The 17314-nt window shown below is 62.6% G+C and carries 21 protein-coding genes; 5 read left to right on the top strand and 16 right to left on the bottom strand.

Annotation, left to right across the window (positions count from 1 at the left end; genetic code table 11):
* Positions 1-4: 4 nt before the first annotated feature.
* Positions 5-271, top strand: a complete 267-nt coding sequence (locus tag OXQ95_RS14020) for a PepSY domain-containing protein (RefSeq protein WP_056056375.1) — start codon at positions 5-7, stop codon at positions 269-271.
* 69 nt (positions 272-340) lie between these two features.
* Positions 341-493: a hypothetical protein gene (locus OXQ95_RS14015; RefSeq protein WP_156364448.1), complete on the top strand. Its 153-nt coding sequence runs from the start codon at positions 341-343 to the stop codon at positions 491-493.
* A 100-nt stretch (positions 494-593) separates the two neighbouring features.
* Here OXQ95_RS14015 and arsH read toward each other — a convergent pair whose 3' ends face one another.
* The 11 genes from arsH to OXQ95_RS13960 form a co-directional block, all read right to left on the bottom strand.
* Positions 594-1349 (bottom strand): arsenical resistance protein ArsH, encoded by a 756-nt coding sequence (gene arsH / locus OXQ95_RS14010; protein WP_056056376.1) that lies wholly within the window; start codon positions 1347-1349, stop codon positions 594-596.
* Positions 1349-1672, bottom strand: coding sequence for a YnfA family protein (locus tag OXQ95_RS14005; RefSeq protein WP_056056378.1), 324 nt, complete (start codon positions 1670-1672; stop codon positions 1349-1351). The genes arsH and OXQ95_RS14005 overlap by 1 nt, the downstream gene beginning before the upstream one ends.
* Positions 1669-2955 carry an arsenic transporter gene (locus OXQ95_RS14000; protein WP_056056380.1) on the bottom strand — a complete coding sequence of 429 codons (1287 nt, stop codon included), beginning with the start codon at positions 2953-2955 and terminating at the stop codon, positions 1669-1671. Before OXQ95_RS14000 ends, OXQ95_RS14005 begins: the two co-directional genes overlap by 4 nt.
* Complete coding sequence (gene arsC / locus OXQ95_RS13995; RefSeq protein WP_056056381.1) at positions 2955-3383, bottom strand: arsenate reductase (glutaredoxin); 429 nt, start codon at positions 3381-3383, stop codon at positions 2955-2957. The genes OXQ95_RS14000 and arsC overlap by 1 nt, the downstream gene beginning before the upstream one ends.
* Positions 3384-3393: 10 nt before the next feature.
* Complete coding sequence (locus tag OXQ95_RS13990; protein WP_056056382.1) at positions 3394-3726, bottom strand: metalloregulator ArsR/SmtB family transcription factor; 333 nt, start codon at positions 3724-3726, stop codon at positions 3394-3396.
* 331 nt (positions 3727-4057) lie between these two features.
* Positions 4058-4534, bottom strand: a complete 477-nt coding sequence (locus OXQ95_RS13985) for a hypothetical protein (RefSeq protein WP_031439129.1) — start codon at positions 4532-4534, stop codon at positions 4058-4060.
* 13 nt (positions 4535-4547) lie between these two features.
* On the bottom strand, positions 4548-5792 hold the full coding sequence (locus OXQ95_RS13980; protein ID WP_197983136.1) for a molybdopterin-dependent oxidoreductase: 1245 nt from the start codon (positions 5790-5792) through the stop codon (positions 4548-4550).
* 106 nt (positions 5793-5898) lie between these two features.
* Positions 5899-7050 carry a TDT family transporter gene (locus tag OXQ95_RS13975; RefSeq protein WP_056056383.1) on the bottom strand — a complete coding sequence of 384 codons (1152 nt, stop codon included), beginning with the start codon at positions 7048-7050 and terminating at the stop codon, positions 5899-5901.
* Positions 7047-7919: a LysR family transcriptional regulator gene (locus OXQ95_RS13970; RefSeq protein WP_056056384.1), complete on the bottom strand. Its 873-nt coding sequence runs from the start codon at positions 7917-7919 to the stop codon at positions 7047-7049. Before OXQ95_RS13970 ends, OXQ95_RS13975 begins: the two co-directional genes overlap by 4 nt.
* An 88-nt stretch (positions 7920-8007) precedes the next feature.
* Positions 8008-8991: a malate dehydrogenase gene (locus OXQ95_RS13965; RefSeq protein WP_056056386.1), complete on the bottom strand. Its 984-nt coding sequence runs from the start codon at positions 8989-8991 to the stop codon at positions 8008-8010.
* A 46-nt stretch (positions 8992-9037) separates the two neighbouring features.
* Positions 9038-10207 (bottom strand): hypothetical protein, encoded by a 1170-nt coding sequence (locus OXQ95_RS13960; protein ID WP_267382039.1) that lies wholly within the window; start codon positions 10205-10207, stop codon positions 9038-9040.
* Positions 10208-10272: 65 nt separating this feature from the next.
* On the opposite strand from OXQ95_RS13960, the gene OXQ95_RS13955 reads away from it, so the two are divergent.
* The 3 genes from OXQ95_RS13955 to OXQ95_RS13945 all read left to right on the top strand — a co-directional run bounded on the left by OXQ95_RS13955 (position 10273) and on the right by OXQ95_RS13945 (position 12784).
* Positions 10273-10848 (top strand): DUF305 domain-containing protein, encoded by a 576-nt coding sequence (locus OXQ95_RS13955; protein WP_236698803.1) that lies wholly within the window; start codon positions 10273-10275, stop codon positions 10846-10848.
* Positions 10845-12263, top strand: coding sequence for a YncE family protein (locus OXQ95_RS13950; protein WP_056056390.1), 1419 nt, complete (start codon positions 10845-10847; stop codon positions 12261-12263). The genes OXQ95_RS13955 and OXQ95_RS13950 overlap by 4 nt, the downstream gene beginning before the upstream one ends.
* A gap of 335 nt (positions 12264-12598) precedes the next feature.
* Positions 12599-12784, top strand: a complete 186-nt coding sequence (locus tag OXQ95_RS13945) for a hypothetical protein (RefSeq protein WP_132898276.1) — start codon at positions 12599-12601, stop codon at positions 12782-12784.
* A gap of 28 nt (positions 12785-12812) precedes the next feature.
* Here OXQ95_RS13945 and OXQ95_RS13940 read toward each other — a convergent pair whose 3' ends face one another.
* The 5 genes from OXQ95_RS13940 to OXQ95_RS13920 form a co-directional block, all read right to left on the bottom strand.
* Positions 12813-14591 carry a chloride channel protein gene (locus OXQ95_RS13940; RefSeq protein ID WP_082445489.1) on the bottom strand — a complete coding sequence of 593 codons (1779 nt, stop codon included), beginning with the start codon at positions 14589-14591 and terminating at the stop codon, positions 12813-12815.
* 1 nt (position 14592) lies between these two features.
* The gene (locus tag OXQ95_RS13935) at positions 14593-14874 is read right to left on the bottom strand and encodes a hypothetical protein (protein ID WP_132833781.1); all 282 of its coding nucleotides are present in this window, start codon (positions 14872-14874) and stop codon (positions 14593-14595) included.
* A gap of 25 nt (positions 14875-14899) precedes the next feature.
* Positions 14900-16675, bottom strand: a complete 1776-nt coding sequence (locus OXQ95_RS13930; RefSeq protein WP_056019265.1) for an SLC13 family permease — start codon at positions 16673-16675, stop codon at positions 14900-14902.
* 37 nt (positions 16676-16712) lie between these two features.
* A complete protein-coding gene (locus OXQ95_RS13925; RefSeq protein ID WP_056019268.1) occupies positions 16713-17150 on the bottom strand; it encodes a DUF202 domain-containing protein in 438 nt (145 codons plus the stop codon).
* The coding region (locus OXQ95_RS13920; protein ID WP_267382038.1) for a hypothetical protein at positions 17119-17314 on the bottom strand (196 nt) is incomplete at its 5' end. The genes OXQ95_RS13920 and OXQ95_RS13925, both read right to left, overlap by 32 nt.

Raw genomic sequence — 17314 nt, 5'->3', positions numbered from 1 at the left:
TTCCATGCTCAAATATCTCGCTGCCGGCGCGCTGGCACTCGTCATCGCTTCCCCCGCCCTCGCTGACGACGATCGGGTGACCCCGCGCCAGCGGGCCTCGACGCTTACCGCCTTGAAGCGGATCGGCTGCACTGCGCCACGCTCGATCGAGCGCGACGATGGTGGCTTCGAGGTCGACGACGCACGCTGCCGTGGCGGCCGCTATGACATCAAGCTAAACCGCAACTTCAAGGTCGTTTCCCGCGAAAAGCAGGACCGCGACGACGACTGATCCGACGCCTGCGCGTCTCCTCGCATCTAATAGCGAGCCTTTGGCGTTGATGCTTTAAAGGAGACGCATATGGCCGAGACGGACAAGGATGAGCCGACCACGCAGGAAACCGCGGAGATGGTCGAAGTTGGCGAAATGGTCGCCTCGGAGAAGCGTAAAGACGACCGATCGTCTCCAGAAGCGCCGGGGCTAGGGGACAACATCGAACGTCGCGAAGACTGATCACGTAGTCGGTTTCGACGGTCGACGACTAACAGCCCAGCAGGCCATTGGCTGGTATTGCACAGTAGCCGCTCTGATCTTCCATCGCGTCGGGGCGAGGTCAAACACCTCGAGGGGGTGCCGTGGTCGCGATAGTCGACAAGTCTGTCGTCAGGTCGATCCCTACGCGAACTTCCTTGCGCTCGGAATAGCGGTCGACGAGTTGTGCCGCGTGCGGGCGCAGCAGCACCGTGAACCGCACCAGTTCCTCCATTACGTCTACGATGCGGTCATAATAGCTCGACGGCTTCATGCGATCGTCCTCGCCGAATTCGGCGAACGCCTTGGCGACGCTCGACTGGTTCGGTATCGTCACCATTCGCATCCAGCGGCCGAGCACGCGCAGCGTGTTGACGCTGTTGAACGACTGCGAACCCGCCGATACCTGCATGACTGCCAGCGTGCGTCCCTGCGTCGGTCGCATCCCGCCCATCGAGAGCGGCAGATGATCGATTTGGAGCTTCATGATGCCGGTGATCTGGCCGTGCCGTTCAGGGCTGCACCACACCTGACCTTCCGACCACAACGACAGTTCACGCAGCTCGTGGACGGCCGGATGGTCGTCGCCGACGACCTGATCGGGCAACGGCAGCGCCGAGGGATCGTAAATGCGCGTTTCGCATCCGAAGAATTGCAGTAGTCGCGCCGCTTCCTCGACACACAGCCGCGAGAATGACCGCTCGCGCAAGGAACCGTAGAGCAGAAGGATTCGTGGCGGCGGAGCACCCGCGCCGAGGCCATGAGCAGGTCGTTCGATCGCATAGCTTCGATCGAGCGCGGGCAGATGGTCGGGGTCGGAGAGCGTTCGAACAGGCATCAGGCGGTTCGTGGTCCCAAGAGGATGATACAGGTGCCGATCAGACAGAGCGCCGCGCCGCTCACATCCCAGCGATCGGGCCGCACGCCTTCGACGGTCCAGAGCCAAGCAAGCGATGCACAGATGTAAATGCCGCCGTAAGCGGCATACGCTCGTCCCGCGGCATCGCTGTCCACGCGGGTGAGGAGCCATGCGAACAGGATCAATGAGACGACGCCCGGAGCAAGCCACAAGGGTGACTTCGCCATGCGAAGCCAGGCCCAGAAGGCAAAGCATCCGCCAATTTCAGCAAGCGCCGCGCCGATGTAGATCAGGGCTGTCATCCGATCGTGATCCTCAATGCCAAGGCGGCAAGCGTGACCAGCAATACCGGCACAGTCAGCGTGATACCGACACGGAAATAATAGCCCCATCCGATCCGAACACCTTTCTGGCCGAGGACGTGGAGCCATAACAGCGTTGCGAGCGAGCCGATCGGCGTCAGCTTGGGGCCAAGATCGCAGCCGATGACATTGGCGTAGATCATTGCTTCTTGCACGGCGCCAGTGGCATGGGTCGCGTCGATCGACAGCGCGCCCACCAGTACGGTCGGCATGTTGTTCATCACGGACGACAGGATGGCCGCGATCACGCCTGTCCCGAACGCCGCCCCCCACACGCCGCCCTGAGCGGTGCGATCGAGCAGCGCGGCGAGATGGTCGGTCAGGCCCGCGTTTCGCAGCCCGTAGACGACCAGGTACATGCCGAGAGAGAAGATCACGACCTGCCACGGTGCGCCGCGCAGCACCTTGCCGGTCTGGATCACATGGCCCCGTCCCGCAATTACCAGCAGCAGGATCGCGCCGGCAGCGGCAACGGCGCTGACCGGCACGCCGATCGGTTCGAGCAGGAAGAAGCCAGCGAGCAGCAGCGCGAGGACGATCCAGCCGGCACGGAAGGTCGCGGGGTCTCGGATGACATCGCGCGGCGCGCGGAGCGCCCCCACGTCATAGTCTTCTGGGAGGTCGCGCCGGAAGAACAGCAGCAGCACGCCCAGCGTGGCGGCGATCGACACCAGATCGACCGGGACCATCACGGACGCATATGTGCCGAACCCGATCTTGAAGAAGTCGGCTGACACGATGTTGACGAGGTTCGAGACCACCAGCGGCAGGCTGGCCGTGTCGGCGATGAACCCGGCCGCCATGACGAACGCCAGCGTCGCCTTGTCCTTGAACCCCAGCGCGCGCAGCATGGCGATGACGATCGGCGTGAGGATCAGCGCCGCACCATCATTGGCGAACAACGCCGACACCGCCGCGCCGAGCAGCACGATCAGGACGAAGAGTCGGCGCCCATGTCCCCTGCCCCAGCGCGCAACGTGGAGCGCCGCCCATTCGAAGGATCCAGCTTCATCGAGCAACAGGCTTATGACAATGATCGCGACGAATGCAGCCGTCGCGTTCCAGACGATGCCCCAAACGACCGGGACGTCGGACAGCGTGACGACGCCCGCGAGCAGCGCCAAGACGGCCCCGGCGATCGCGCTCCACCCGATTCCGAGCCCCTTGGGTTGCCAGATGACGAGCACGATCGTGACGACGAAGATCAGGACGGCAAGAAGCATCAGGCGATGCGCTGGCCCGAGGCGTTTACCACCTGTTGTCCGTCTTCCTTCGCGAACGCGCCGCGCTGATCGCCCGGCAGCAGATCAAGCACGGCTTCGGACGGCCGGCAGAGCTTCACGCCGAGCGGTGAGACGACTATCGGCCGGTTGATGAGGATCGGGTGCGTCATCATCGTATCCACCAGCGCGTCGTCGGACAGCGATGTGTCGCCCAGGCCGAGCTCCGCATAGGGCGTACCCTTTTCGCGTAGCAGCTCGCGGGGCGTTATGCCGGCGCGGTCGATCAGCTCGACCAGCAGCGCGCGCGAGGGCGGGGTTTTCAGATATTCGACCACGTGCGGTTCGATGCCGGCATTGCGGATCAGGCCTAGCGTGTTGCGCGACGTGCCGCACACGGGGTTGTGATAGATCACGATATCGACGGCCACGGGCGTCCTTTCAGCAGCATGGGGTGAGTTCGGCGATCAGCGGGGCGCACAGCTCCGCGTTGCCGGCGCAGCAATCCTTGACGAGAAAGAGCGTTAGCGCGCGCAGGCCGTCGAGATCGGCACGATAGATGATCGAGCGGCTATGACGTTCGGATCGCACCAGCCCGCCACGGGCGAGGATGCCGAGGTGTGCGGACATCGTGTTTTGCGGTACGTCGAGCTGACGGGCGATTTCGCCGGCAGCCAAGCCATGCGGTTCGTGCCGCACCAACAGGCGGAACACGTCGAGGCGTGTTCCTTGTGCGAGCGCGCCGAGCGCTGAAATTGCCGTGTTGTTTTCCATATATCCAGGATAGCAGCTATATGGTTTCGGTCCAGACGTTGATAGCACCAAGTAGGCAGGCAGTCGGCACCCTACGCTCTTTTCCGAAGTCCCCAACGAGTGGGGCGGGACCCCGCGGGCACGGCTCTATCGGCCCGCTGGGCGTGCCGACCGAGCCATCGTGCCGGCGTCTCGGCCCTGCCGGTGACGATTCTCGCGTAAGGTGTGCCACATGGCACACCTGCGAACGCGCAGGGCGCGAGCAGTGTTTCGATTGGCGTCGACGCCCTCCCCCGGAGGCCACGCCGCACAGCACTTCGCGCGCAGAACCGCGTGTCGTGAGTTGATGGGCTTAGCCTGATCCCCCCGATACGTCGGGCGCAGCCTTCGGATCGGGGTCTTGCGCCTTGCCCTTCGCGGCACCCGGCTGCTTTGCGCTCATGGCGGTCAGATAAGCGACGATCGCCGGCACGTCAGCCTGTGCAACGGGAGCCTTGTAGACCTCGCGCATCTTGGTGACCTCCGCGGTCCACTGGTCGGAAGAGAGTGGCGGCTGGTTCAGCGCCATGCTCGCCGAATGACACGAGGTGCAGTTGGCGTTGATGACGTCCGCATGCGGACCAGCCGGATATTGCCCTTCGTCGGTCGGGAGATCGACCGAGGTGGACGCCAGCGAGAAGCCGCGCGCCGAAACGCTTGGCGGCGGTGGTGCGGCCGGGGCGGCAGGCGGCGGGGCTATGCGGCTGTTCGGGGCACCGATCGCAAGTAGCAGAACGACGGTCGCGCCGACGAACCCAAACGACAGCGTGCCGATGGAAGGCGTTTTCATGGGGGAGCGCTCCTCAGCCGACGACGATGTTGGTGGTTTCAATGTTGCCGCGCATGAACCCGCCCGGGTTCCAGATCGGCGTCATCGGCTGCGCGATGCCGGCGGTGTTCCAGCAGCGCGACATCAGCCTGGTCGGGCCCGCATGCGTGAGCGGCACCTGCGCGTCCCAGCGGCGGAAACTGTATTTGCCGTGATCGGGGCCGAGCGTCGTCTTGTACCAGGTCTTGCCGTTGTCGGTCGACACATCGACCTTGGCGACGCCGCAATCGCCCCCCATCGCAATGCCGCCCAGCGGGATCGACCGGTCGAACGCGATCGCCTGCCCTTCGTCGAGGCTCGTGACCCAACTGCGCGGGATCATCTTGTTGATCGGAACGGCCGGGAAATCCTTCTGGCCCGGCCGCACGTTCGCGCCTGGAGTGTCAGGGATTTTGTACGCCTTGGCCATCCAGTAACCGTCGTCGGGCGCGGCGAGCACCTCGATGTCGTTCAGCATCTTGACCCAATAGGTCGAATACCAGCCGGGTACGATCAGCCGGACCGGGAAGCCGTTGAGGAGCGGCATCTGTTCGCCGTTCATCCCGAAGGCGAGCATCACTTCGCCGTCGCGTGCGTGGTCGATCGACAGCGACTTGGCGAAATCCGGTCCACCCGCGACCACCGGCTGGTCGAGCGCACCGAACCGCACTGCAACCGCGCCCGGCTTCACGCCGGCGATGTCGAGCACGTCGCGCAGGCGCACGCCGAGCCATTTGGCGTTGCCCATGGCCCCGTGACGCCACTGCGCACCGGCAACGGGCGGCTGGAACAGCGCACGCGAATTGCCCGAGCATTGGTTGATCGCCGCCAGCTCGACGCGTGGCAACTTCAGCAGTTGCGCGAGCGAGATTGACAGCGGCCGCGTGACCGCGCCGTGCACCTTGATCCGGAACGCCTCGACATCGATCGCGGTGGGGATGTCAGCCCAGTGCCAGCGGACGAAGAACTGGTCGTTTGGCGTGAAGACGTCACCATTGAACACGCTCATCGGCGTTTCCAGCAAAGGCGGGTGGATACGCTGGAGGATCATGTTGCCCTTGCCAGGGAACGCACTGGTCATCGGTCGTTCCGACGGACCGCCAGGCAGGTGCAGATCGACAATGCTCTGCGCCAGCGCGGGTGCGGCGATCAACGCGCCGCTGCCGATCGCAGCCTCTGCGAGAAAGCGACGGCGGTTCGTCGCCTGCGCCAGTTTCATATCCAGGCTGTCCACCAGCATTCTCCCTTCGATGTCATGCTCTTATGCGCGATCCGTCCGACGGTCTGCCCGGTACGGGTCGATCGGATGCGCCGGTTCGATCCGGCAGGACGATCAGTTCGGCCCATCAATTGGCTTGGGCGATGCAGGGCGACACGAACAGGTTTCCGCGCCAGCCGCCTGTGACCGTCTTGGCGCCGACCAGCAGCCACATCGCTGCGAGCGCGATGGTAAGGACGGTGCCGACGATCCCGAAAAAGCCGAGCTGGAGCGTCGTGCCGAGCTTGAAGGTGGCGACCGTGTAGACGCCGAGCGGGAAGGTGTAGCCCCACCACCCGAGGTTGAACGGAATGCCCGCGCGCCAGTAGCGGATCGTGATCAGCGTCGCGAGCGCCAGCCACCACAGGCCGAAGCCCCAGAGCAGCAGCCCGGCGATCGTGCCGATCCCCTGCGCTACCGCGCCGATCTGGCCGAGGCCGTTGGCGGCGAGGATCGCGGGCGCGTCGCTGCCGAGCACCAGCATCCCGAGCGCACCGGTGCCGATCGGGCCTAGTGCGAGCCAACTCGATGCGGCCATGCTCTCGTGCGGCAGCTTGTGCAGCGCCATCCGCAGGATGAGGATCGCGAGGATGCCGAACGCGACCGGCACCGAATACGCCCAGAGGACAAAGGAGGTCGCCAGCACCACGAACTGGTGGTGCGCGTCCGCCAGATGCGGTGCGAGCAGGCCTCCGCTCGCGCCTGCGACCTCGGCCGCGACCACTGGCAGGAGCCACACCGCGGTCATGCCGTCGAGCGAATGTTCGTGCCGGGTAAACATGAGGTAGGGGATCGCTACACCGCAGGCGAGCGACATCGCGACGTCGATCCACCACAATGTCTCGGCGATCGGGATAACGCCGGCGCCGAACCGCGGCAGGCCGAACGCCAGGAACCCGTTGATGATCGTCGCGAGGCCCATCGGGATCGTGCCGATGAACATCGACACGGTATTGTGCCCGAAGATCCGACGCGCCTCGTGCCCGAACATCGTCCAGCGCGCGGTGTAGAGCCCGGCGAACAGCGTGAAGAGCGCGATGTTGAAATACCACAACGCCTCGCCGACCGGGTGCAGCGATGCGCCGACGCCCGGCACCTGCGGCAAGGCCAGCGCGAGGATGCCCGTGCCCATCGTAGCGGCGAACCAGTTGGGGGTGAACTGGCGGATCATCTCGCGCGGAGAATCAAGCCGGCTGAGCGGCTTCAGACCATCGAGAACGGGTTTCAGATCGGCAGTCACTTCCCAGTCTCCTTGATGAGATCGGTCAGCGCGTCGGCCGCCCGGGTACGATAGCGCTCCTTGTGCCGCAGCGCGTAGAATGGACGCCGCGGCAGACCGAGCGGCAGATCGTGCAACGTGCCGGCCGCGATTGCAGGTGCGACGACATGCTGCGACAGCACCGCGACGCCCGCGCCGGCCTCGACCGCGCTGCGGACCGCCTCGTTCGATGGCAGGGTCAGCGCTATGGTAAGGTCCGACGGATCGACGCCGCGCTGGCGCAACACCTCCTCGAACGACGAGCGCGTGCCCGATCCCTGCTCGCGGACGATCCAGCGCGCGGTCCGGATCCAGTCCTCGTCGATCGTGTCGGCAGCGCGGTCACTCACCAGCACCATGCGGTCGTTCGCGACGGTCCAATGCGCGAGCGCGGGCTCGTCGATCACACCCTCGACGAAGCCAAGCTCGACTGCACCGTCGAGCACGCGCGCCGCGGCCCCTTCCGTGTTGTCGATCGCCAGTTCTATCGTGATGGACGGGTAGCGCGCATGAAACGCCGCCAGCTGGCGGGGTAGCCAATAGCCCGCGATCGTCTGGCTCGCGACCAGCCGCAGTGTGCCGCGCTCCAGTCCGGCATATTCGGCCAATGCAAGTTCTGCACTGGCAGCACGGCCAAGCACTGCGCGTGCGTCGACCAGAAACATACGGCCCGCTTCGGACAGTTCGATCCCACGGCCGACCCGGTGGAACAGCGGCACGCCGTGCCGCGCTTCTAGCGCGGCGATGGCAGCGCTTGCGGCCGACTGCGTCACATTGAGCGCTTCGGCAGCGCGCGTCATGTGCTCGCGCTCTGCGACACCGACGAAAATCCTGAGTTGTTCCAGGGTCATGCCCGATCTCCTTGCCCCAATGATAGGGAAAGGAGATCAATCGCACCAACCAAATATTATGGTCGTTTCAATCATAATTACAGATTGGTCATTTCAGAATGTCGATAACCGCCTCACGTTCATCGACCAGTTCGGCAATCGTGCGATCGAGCATCGTTCGCTGGAATGGATCGAGGATCAGTCCTTCGATACGCACATAGCCACCGCTTTTGCAGAGCACCGGCACGCCGCACACCAGCCCTTGCGGGATACCGTAGGAGCCGTCTGACACCACGCCCATCGACACCCAATTGTCGCCTGCGCCGTGCACCCAATCGCGCAGATGGTCGATCGCCGCATTTGCGGCCGATGCGGCCGAGGACGCACCCCGTGCTTCGATGATCGCGGTGCCGCGCTGCGCAACGGTGGGGATCAGGGTCTCGCGGTACCAGGCCTCGTTTCCGATACGGTCGGCAAGCTTTTGGCCATCGAGTTCGGCATTCCCCCAGTCGGCAAACATCGTCGGCGAATGGTTTCCCCAGACGACGAGCTTTGTAATCGCATCGACACCGACACCCGCTTTGGCCGCAAGCTGTCCCTGCGCGCGATTGTGATCGAGGCGGATCATCGACGTGATGTTTTCGGCAGGGAAACCCGGCGCGCTTTGCGCAAGGATCCAGGCATTTGTGTTGGCGGGATTGCCGACGACCAGGATCTTGGCGTCGCGTTTGGCCACTGCGTCCAGCGCTGCGCCCTGCGTCTTGAAGATCGCTGCGTTGGCAGCGAGCAAATCACGGCGCTCCATGCCCTTCGAGCGGGGACGAGACCCGACCAGCATGGCCGCATCGATGTCCTTGAAAGCCACCATCGGATCATCAGTAATGATCACATCTGCCAGCAGCGGAAACGCGCAATCCTCCAGTTCCATGACCACGCCGCGTACTGCGTCCAGCGCCTGCGGCACGTCGAGCAGTTGAAGGATAACGGGCTGGTCCGGTCCGAACACGTCACCCTGCGCGACCCGGAAGAGCAGCGAATAGCAAATTTGTCCTGCGGCACCGCTGATCGCGATCCTGACGGGGGGCTTGGTCATTTTGGAAAGGGCTTTCGTTGGAAGATTACAGACGGTGTGAGACCGATTAACGCGCCGCCAGGGCAAGCGCCGCATCGCGCCCGGATGGCACCAGATTGGCGAGACCTTTTCCTGATCTTACGGCACCAGGAACGTAGATCAGGCTTTGCGCATCCGTACTGATCGGGATCGTCGACACGGTGGTGTACGTCAGCGTGTCGATCCCAGCGACCTTGTTGGTTCCGGCCAGGCTGGCATAGATCCTCGTACCATCGCCCGACGGCCAAACCGCACTCGGAGCCGCTTGTAGCGGGACGGTTGCCACAGCCTCCAGGCTGTCGGTTCTATAGACCTTGATTGCAGGTTGATCGCCGCCAACGCTGACATAGGCAAAGGAATCGTCTGCGCGCTGGGCGAAGTTGACCGCGCCCGTCGCTGGACCAGTGTTTATCACTTCGTGTACCGCAAACGGCGGTTTGGCAGCAAAGACCGTGGTCGTGCCGCTCTCGCGGCGTGTTGCCCAGATCTGTTTGCCATCTGGCGAGACCGCGATTGCTCCCGCACCTGCACCGTTGCTGGCAACGTGTCCGACGACGCGCCGATCCTCGACGTCGACAACCAGGATGGACGGCCTTTCAGTAAGCGATACAAAGGCATAGCGTCCGTTTGGCGACAGGATGGTCGCGCCCGCTCCGCCACTTGCTGGTACGCGGGTGATCTCCCGCGCGGTCTTAGGATCCACGACCGCGATGGCATGTTCATCGCCGAGCAAAACCCAGAGTTCGTGCCCATTGGGCGTAAACGCGACGGCGGTAGGCGACGTCTGGAACACGGTCCGGCCTCGTTCCGTGTTCGTGGCCAGATCTACGAGCGTCACACTGTGCTGCGCTGATGCCGATACCGCCAGGGTCCGCCCGTCACGCGTTGCAGCCAGGTGCTGGACTCTGGGGCTGGAAAAGCTGGGCTCAGCTATCGCGCTTTTGGCGAGGTCGATGCGTCCCAGTTCGTTGCCCGCTGCAGGATCGATGACAACGATCTTCGTCGATGTAGGGTCAGACACATAGATCCGGTCATGATGGCTGAGGTCGATATCAGCCTTCGACCACGGTGCCTGAACCGCCTTGATATCGTAGGGAAAGTCGTCCGCCGCAGGTGCAGCCCAATAGGCCTGAGCGATCACCGGGACTGGCGCTACGGAGGCCAACATCGCGGCAACCAAAACGATCGCAGCTTTCATCGTTTGATCCTTATCGCGGATCCGGCGGGTGATCGTGCCAGTCCGATGCCGTTAGATCGACCGATATGTCCCCTGCGTCCAACGCATGGTCGCGATGGTTTCAATACGAAAACGCGATCATAGATCGCCTACCGTTCTTGTTAGATGATCAGAACAACCATGCTTATGCGTTGGATCGACGGCTGCGCCGCGATCATTACGCTGTCACGCTCGGCGTTGATCGCTCGCGTGTCATAAATGGGAACACTAAAGGCATGACGATGAAATTTCGCACGGCTTTGCTAACGGCGATAGCCGTGTCCGTATCGACGGGTGCTTTAGCGCAAACGGACGGTTTCGCGTCCGCAATGGATGCGGCGATGGCGCGGATGCACGGCGCGATGATGACCGGTTATTCGAGCGATCCCGATCGCGACTTCGCCAAAATGATGATCCCGCATCATCAGGGCGCGATCGACATGGCCGAAGTCGAACTGCGGTTCGGCAAGGATGAACGCCTGCGCCGGCTCGCCCAGGGAATCATCGTCGAACAGCGTCAGGAAATCGCGGTGATGCAGGGCATCCTATCCGAAGGCGGCGCGTTGCTGCCTCACACCGAACCGACCGCGACCGGTCACCCCCATCACGGAGACCGTCCATGAAGCGTTTTACCTTAACCGCCTGTGCTGCCCTGTCTTTTTCGGCCCCGGCATTTGCGCAGCAGGTACCGAACGCGACCCCCGACATCCCTGTTAGCGCGCACGACCGGTTCTACACTTCGGACCAGTTCTCCAACACCGTGTCGGTGATCGATCCGTCGACCAACACGCTGCTCGGCGTCATCAAGCTCGGCGACCAGACCCCGGCCAATCTCAGCCCGCTCTACAAGGGGCAGCTGCTCGTGCACGGCATGGGCTTCTCGCCCGATCGCAAGACGCTGGCGGTAATATCGATCGGCTCGAACTCGGTGACGTTCATCGACACTGCGACCAATGCCGTGAAGCACACGACCTATGTGGGCCGATCGCCGCACGAAGCGTTCTTCCGCCCCGACGGTCGCGAAGTCTGGGTCGCGGTGCGCGGCGAGGATTATATCCAGGTGCTCGACGGTAAGACCTTCGCGCCGACCACGCGCATCCCCGTTCCTAATGGCCCCGGCATGACGATCTTTTCGCCAAACGGGAAATACGGTTACGTCTGTTCGAGCTTCTCGCCCGAGACAGTTGTGATCGACACCGCCTCGAAGAAGATCGTCGGTCGCGTCAAGCAGGCGAGCCCGTTCTGCCCTGACATCGCCGCGACGCCCGACGGTAAGCAGGTCTGGTTGACGCTCAAGGACGTCGGCAAGGTCATGGTGTTCGACGCCAAGCCACCCTTCGCAGTGCTCAAGACGTTCGATACCGGCGCGATCACCAACCACGTCAATATCGCCCGCAATAAGAATGGCCAGTTCGCCTTTGTGACGGTCGGCACCGAGAATGTCGTGAAGGTGTTCCGCACCACTGACTTCGTGCAGGTGGCGAGCATCCCGGTCGGCGCGCTCCCGCACGGCCTATGGCCGTCGGGCGACGGCACGCGGATGTATGTCGGGCTGGAGAACGCCGATGCGGTCGCGGCGATCGACACAGCAAGCAACACCGTCATCGCGACGATTCCAATCGGTCAGGGGCCGCAAGGCGTGGCATATGTTCCCGGCGCGGTGCCGGTAGGCGATGGCCGTGCAAACCTGGTGCCGCTCGCGCAGGCCGGCATGAAGATCCAGCTGACTCTATCCGGGACTGGGCGCAGCCAGGTCACGCTATTCGATCAAGGCCAGGTCCAGATTTTGCAGGCGGCGGTTGCGGGCCTCAGCCCAAAGATGCCCTATGTCCTTGGATTATCCTCCCACGCTGACGGCAGCGGCGTGATCCAGCCTCTGGCGAAGTTCATGACCAATCCGGCGGGCGGCGCGATAGTAAACACGCTCGGACCGCTCCGCCAGATCGTCAGCGACGCGAAAGGCGACATGCGCCGTTACCTCGTCATTGCTCCGGGCGACCCGATGATGCCGGGCGCTGTCGTTCAGGTGCAAAAATGAGGATTCCGGTGAAACCTGCGCCCCGCTGTCCGTGTCCGGTATATTCGGCATGACGCTGGGCTAGGTCGACACGACGTCTCGAGAGTGTCGGAAAGCACTTGTTTGTCGCACAATGGTGATTACGACTGGGTTTTCTACATATCGGGCCGCTGAATGCCGACAATGGGAAGGAAAGCGGACTGGCTGCTTTAGAGAGGGCAGGTGCGCTCCACTACCTGGTGCACTTCCATTTCGTCGCAGCAGGATGCCTTTACGCCTAGCTCATTACAGGCCCCGATCCGGCGCCGCATCGGCCTTCCGTGCCTGCCCGCCTGATAGTGCTGGGGGTCGCCGTCGTGATCCACTCGATCATGTCGCAGCTGCTCTACGCCGGGCTGTTCGTCGCCATATCCGTGCCGGTTGAACAGTTTCGCCGCGGTGCGGAGCTGATGTCAGTACATGGCGCCCAACTCGCCGGAATGGGTCTGCGATGCGGCATGTTCTGGGTCAAAATCGAAGCCCGGCTTAAGCGAGACCGGTAGGACGAAGCGTTTGCTGCGTGCCGGCTGGTCAGCTTTCTCCAAACAACTCACGTTGCGCCTTGTCCAATTCCTCTGCGTAGCGGCGTCGCGCATAGCTCTCGGAGAGGATGCCGAGAACTGCCCCGTCGCTTCCAACTACCGCCAGTTCGTCCGCACCTTCGGTATCGAACGTAGTCATGACGCTTCTGATGTCTGAATCCGGCGTAAGGGCGAGACCCGTGTGGATCGCCAGCGACCCGATCGGTGCCTTCTGATCGACCTCTTCGGCAAATGCACTGGCAGTCTGTACGATACCGCCATAATTTTCGTGGTCATCGACTAGTAGGACCCGACTTGTGGAACCAAGCGGAAACGCCCGACGAAACTCGGCGATCGTCGTGTTGCACGGCGTAGCCCTTTCGACACGTCGCATCATCTTGCCCGCTGTAAGCGTTCTGACCCAGCCGACATCGCGGGCGCTTTTGATGGTTTCGCCCCGGAGATGCAGGCGCCACGTAGAAAAGGAATAGCCGAACAGCTCGCGGACGATGGTGGACGAGACCAGCGATGCTGCAATGGCCGCGCCGGCAAGGGAGAAGTCGTGGGTCGCCTCAAGGACTAGCATCGCCATCGTCATCGGCCCGCCAACTACGGCGACCGCTAATGCGGCCATCCCCACCAGGGCCGCATTGTGCGGGTCGATCACAGGCGATCCGACAATCCATTCGAGTGAACCAGCAAACAGGTGACCCAGCAGGCTGCCCAAGAACAAGGATGCGAAGAACAGGCCACCGCGGAAGCCAAAGCCAAGTGAGATGATGGAGGCCGCGCACTTGACGACGAAGATGGCGGCGAGGAAGCGCAGCGATACCTCGGCTTCAAGATTGAGGTGGAGGGCGCCGTGACCAGCAGAGAGAATTTGCGGCGTGAGCATCGCCAGAGGGATGAGCAGAAGACCGCCCAATATCGGCCGGCAAATCGAGGGTATCGGCAGTTTGCGTGTAGCTGCTTCCATCTCCGCAACAGCCCGCATCAGCAGTATACCAGCGCCAGCGGCACAGGCCCCAAGACCGGCGTAGAGAAGGTAGTGGAACGTCTCGATCTGTTCGCCTGCATTAGCCGCAACCAGATACGGTTGAGCACCAAACGCCTGCGCCACAAGGACACTCGCCAGGCACGCCGCAGCGACAGGTGCCAGCGCTGATATCGTATAGGCCCCGATTACGATCTCAAAGGCATAGAAGGCCCCAGCTAATGGAGCCCCGAATGCACCTGCGATGGCGGCGCCCGTTCCGGCGCCGACCAAGATGCGCAGATCGGACCTGCGTAACGCAAACCAGTTGCCGCTGAGCGAGGCGACGAGCCCTCCCAACTGCGCATACGCCGCCTCAAGCCCCACAGACGCACCGAAGCCGTTGGAAAGGATCGTTTGCCCGGAGATAACGAGGCTGTCGGACCATGACATGCGACCACCATGAAGGGCGTTCGCCTCTACAGCGTCGACCATCCGGCGCCGGCGAGCATGAGTAACCCAAGAGAAGAGTGCGAGGACGGCTCCACCAGCCGGCAGGGCAAGTAGAGCAAGGTAAGGGATCGTCGTGGCCGCACTCAGCCTTTCATCCGGCGACAAGGCATAAAGCAGATGCTGCATCGCCTGTGCGAGCGTACCCTGGACGACACTGAGCAATCCGGCTGCACTGCCGATCATGATGGCCAGCACGATGAGTGCAGCTTCGCTGGATCGAAAAGCTTTACGGAGCCACGATGGCGCCACCCGACCAGATCCAGGTGGACTAGCTGCGCTATCGATCAGTGGCGCTGAAGCCATGTCAGTCGGCGTCCTGCATCAAGGTTGCAAACAGGGCTGCGGCGAGAACGGCGCTCGAAAGCCACATCACAATCGACAGCGTCCAAGACGTCGCCAGTCCAGCTGCCGTGATTGTTGCAAGCAGTAGGACGATGAGAACGGGCATGGCTGCCCGCGAGTGGAAAAAACGCATGAAGCCGCCTACGCCTGCTACATCTGCGGTGCCACAACCTTCCGAGCCGCCCGGTACGCTTCCTCGCCACGGACGCCATTCAGTATCTTCGAACGCCTGCGGCTTGGCCATGCTGCCCATCAACAGTACCCGGCGATCAGTGCAGTGGCCAAGTCCACATCACTAGAGGCGTACCAACCAAGACCACCAGAACCGATAGTGGTGCGCCCAGCCGGGCGTAATCGCTGAAGCGGTAGCCCCCAGGACCAAAAACCAAGGTGTTACACTGATGCCCAATCGGCGTCAGGAAATCGCATCCTGCCCCGATAGCGGTCCCGATGAGGAAGGCTTCGGGGCGATATCCGAGGTCATGCGCGAACACCGCCGCGATTGGCGCCATCACCAAGACCGTCGCGGCATTGTTGAGAAACGGCGTCACAGCCATCGCCGCTACGAGGATCAGGGCGACCGCGCCCCATGGCGGCAAGGAGGCCGCCAGATGGGCAAGCGAGGTCGCGAGTACATCCGACGCGCCGGTGGTGCGCAGGGTTTCACTGACCGGAATGAGCGCGCCCAGCATGATGAGAATTGGCCATTCGACGCCATCATAGGCATCTCGCAGCGGTAGCGCTCCGGTCGCCATCATTAGACCGGCAGCGGCGAAGAAGGCGACGGCCACAGGCACATAGCCGGTCGCGGTTACGGTCATCGCCACCGCGAGGATGATAAGTGGTAGGAAGCGACGCTTCGAACTTCCCAGACGCAGGGCACGCTCTGCCAGCGGCAGCGTACCGAGGTCACGCATGCGTTCCGGCAAGAGTGTGAGGGGTCCTTGAAGAACAATGACATCGCCGGCGCGCAAGACGGTCTCGCTGAGCTGCTTGGTCAGCCGTTTGCCGGCGCGCGATACCGCGATGAGATTGACGCCATAGCGTTGCTGAAGCCGCAGTCGTCCAGCGGACTGGCGGACCAACACGGAGCCGGTGGTGATGACCGCCTCAATGACGCCAACCTCATCATCTTCGCTGCCTTCCGGTAGGTCACGATGCTGTCCGGCAAGTGCTAGGTGGTCACCCGCAATGACACGCTCAAGCGTATCCGGGTCACCGCCCAAGATCAGCGTGTCGCCGGCAGCCAGAAGGAACTCGGCCGTAATGCTCGTGCGCACATCGTCACGGACAACATTGGCGATCGTCACCTCATTATCATGACGGTCGATGAAGGACTCAACCGTTTCGCCGACAGCGGGCGATCCGTCTTGGATGGTCGCCTCAGTGACATAGTCCGTGATGTTTAGAGCTTCGCCCATGGTCGGCGCTGCGCGGCGTTCCCTGGGCAGGAGGCGGTAGCCGAAACGCAGGAAAATGAGGCCGACCACAAGCAGGCCCAGCCCCGTTGGCAGATAATCGAACATGCCGAACGGCTCACCGGTCATCTGCTCTCGTACTCTGCTGACAATAATATTCGGCGACGTACCAACGAGGGTCATCAACCCGCCAAGGAGCGAAGCGAACGACATCGGCATCAGGAACACCGAGGGGCTAGTGTCCGATTTCTTCGCCGTCTGCACGGCTGCCGGCATCAGCATAGCCAAGGCACCGACGTTCTTTACGAGCCCGGACGATACCCCGACTGCCGTAGTCAGCACCACGAGTTGCGACCGGACGCGTGTCACGCGCCGCGCCAGTATCCCGAGCGCGCTCTCGATTAGGCCGGAACGCTGCATTGCCGATGAGATCACCAGCGCCGATCCAACGATGATAACGATGTCATCGGAAAAGCCAGTAAATGCCGCTTTGGGCTTCACCAATCCCAGCGACAGCCCGGCAAGCAGGGCGATGATGGCCGTGACATCATAGCGAAATCGGCCCCAAAGAAAGAGGCCCATCATGCCAATCAGCAGGCCAATCGACATAAGTTGCGGCGTGGTCATGCAAGCAGAATCCGTAAAATGGCGATAGTCACGCCGGTTATTGCAGCCAAATCCCGACGAGTGCCGCCAAGACGGCAATCGCTAGGAAGCCGTTCACAGAGATCAGCAACCAAGCCGGCAGTCGCTGAGTGTCGGGCCGCGGTGGGGCGATAGGAATCATTTCACGCCAGACCGCTGCAACGAAGCAGAAGCCGCTGAACAGGATCAGGACGGTTGCGGTCGCACCGGCAAGCCAGCCGGGCACGATGTTCTCAAGCAATGCGCGGGCGCCAATTCCTGCGGCTAGAGCGGCAAGCCCGGTACGGACCCAGGCTGCGTAGGTGCGCTCCGCTGCCATGACTGTTCGATCGGCAGCAAGCTCCGTGCGCCGATCGGCGCTATCTGCTTGCTGCTTGGCGCTATGCTCCAACCGGTCCGCACCGTGAACGAATGGGCCGTTGAAATCACGGGTCAATGACAGTCGTTCGTTGGCCATGGATGATCAACGATACCCACACGCTTTCAGCACATCGAATGTTAAAAAGGATCATGCCGAATAAGTTATCGAGGTTAGCAGATCCCCCGCCTTCACAGGTGTCAAAACCGGCTGGTTGCGGCACGAAACCTTTCTCGAAAACGATCCAGACCGTGCGAAAACTC

The sequence above is a fragment of the Sphingomonas sp. GC_Shp_6 genome, from assembly GCF_026540835.1.
Lineage (GTDB): Bacteria > Pseudomonadota > Alphaproteobacteria > Sphingomonadales > Sphingomonadaceae > Sphingomonas.
This window is presented reverse-complemented; position numbering and strand designations above follow the sequence as displayed.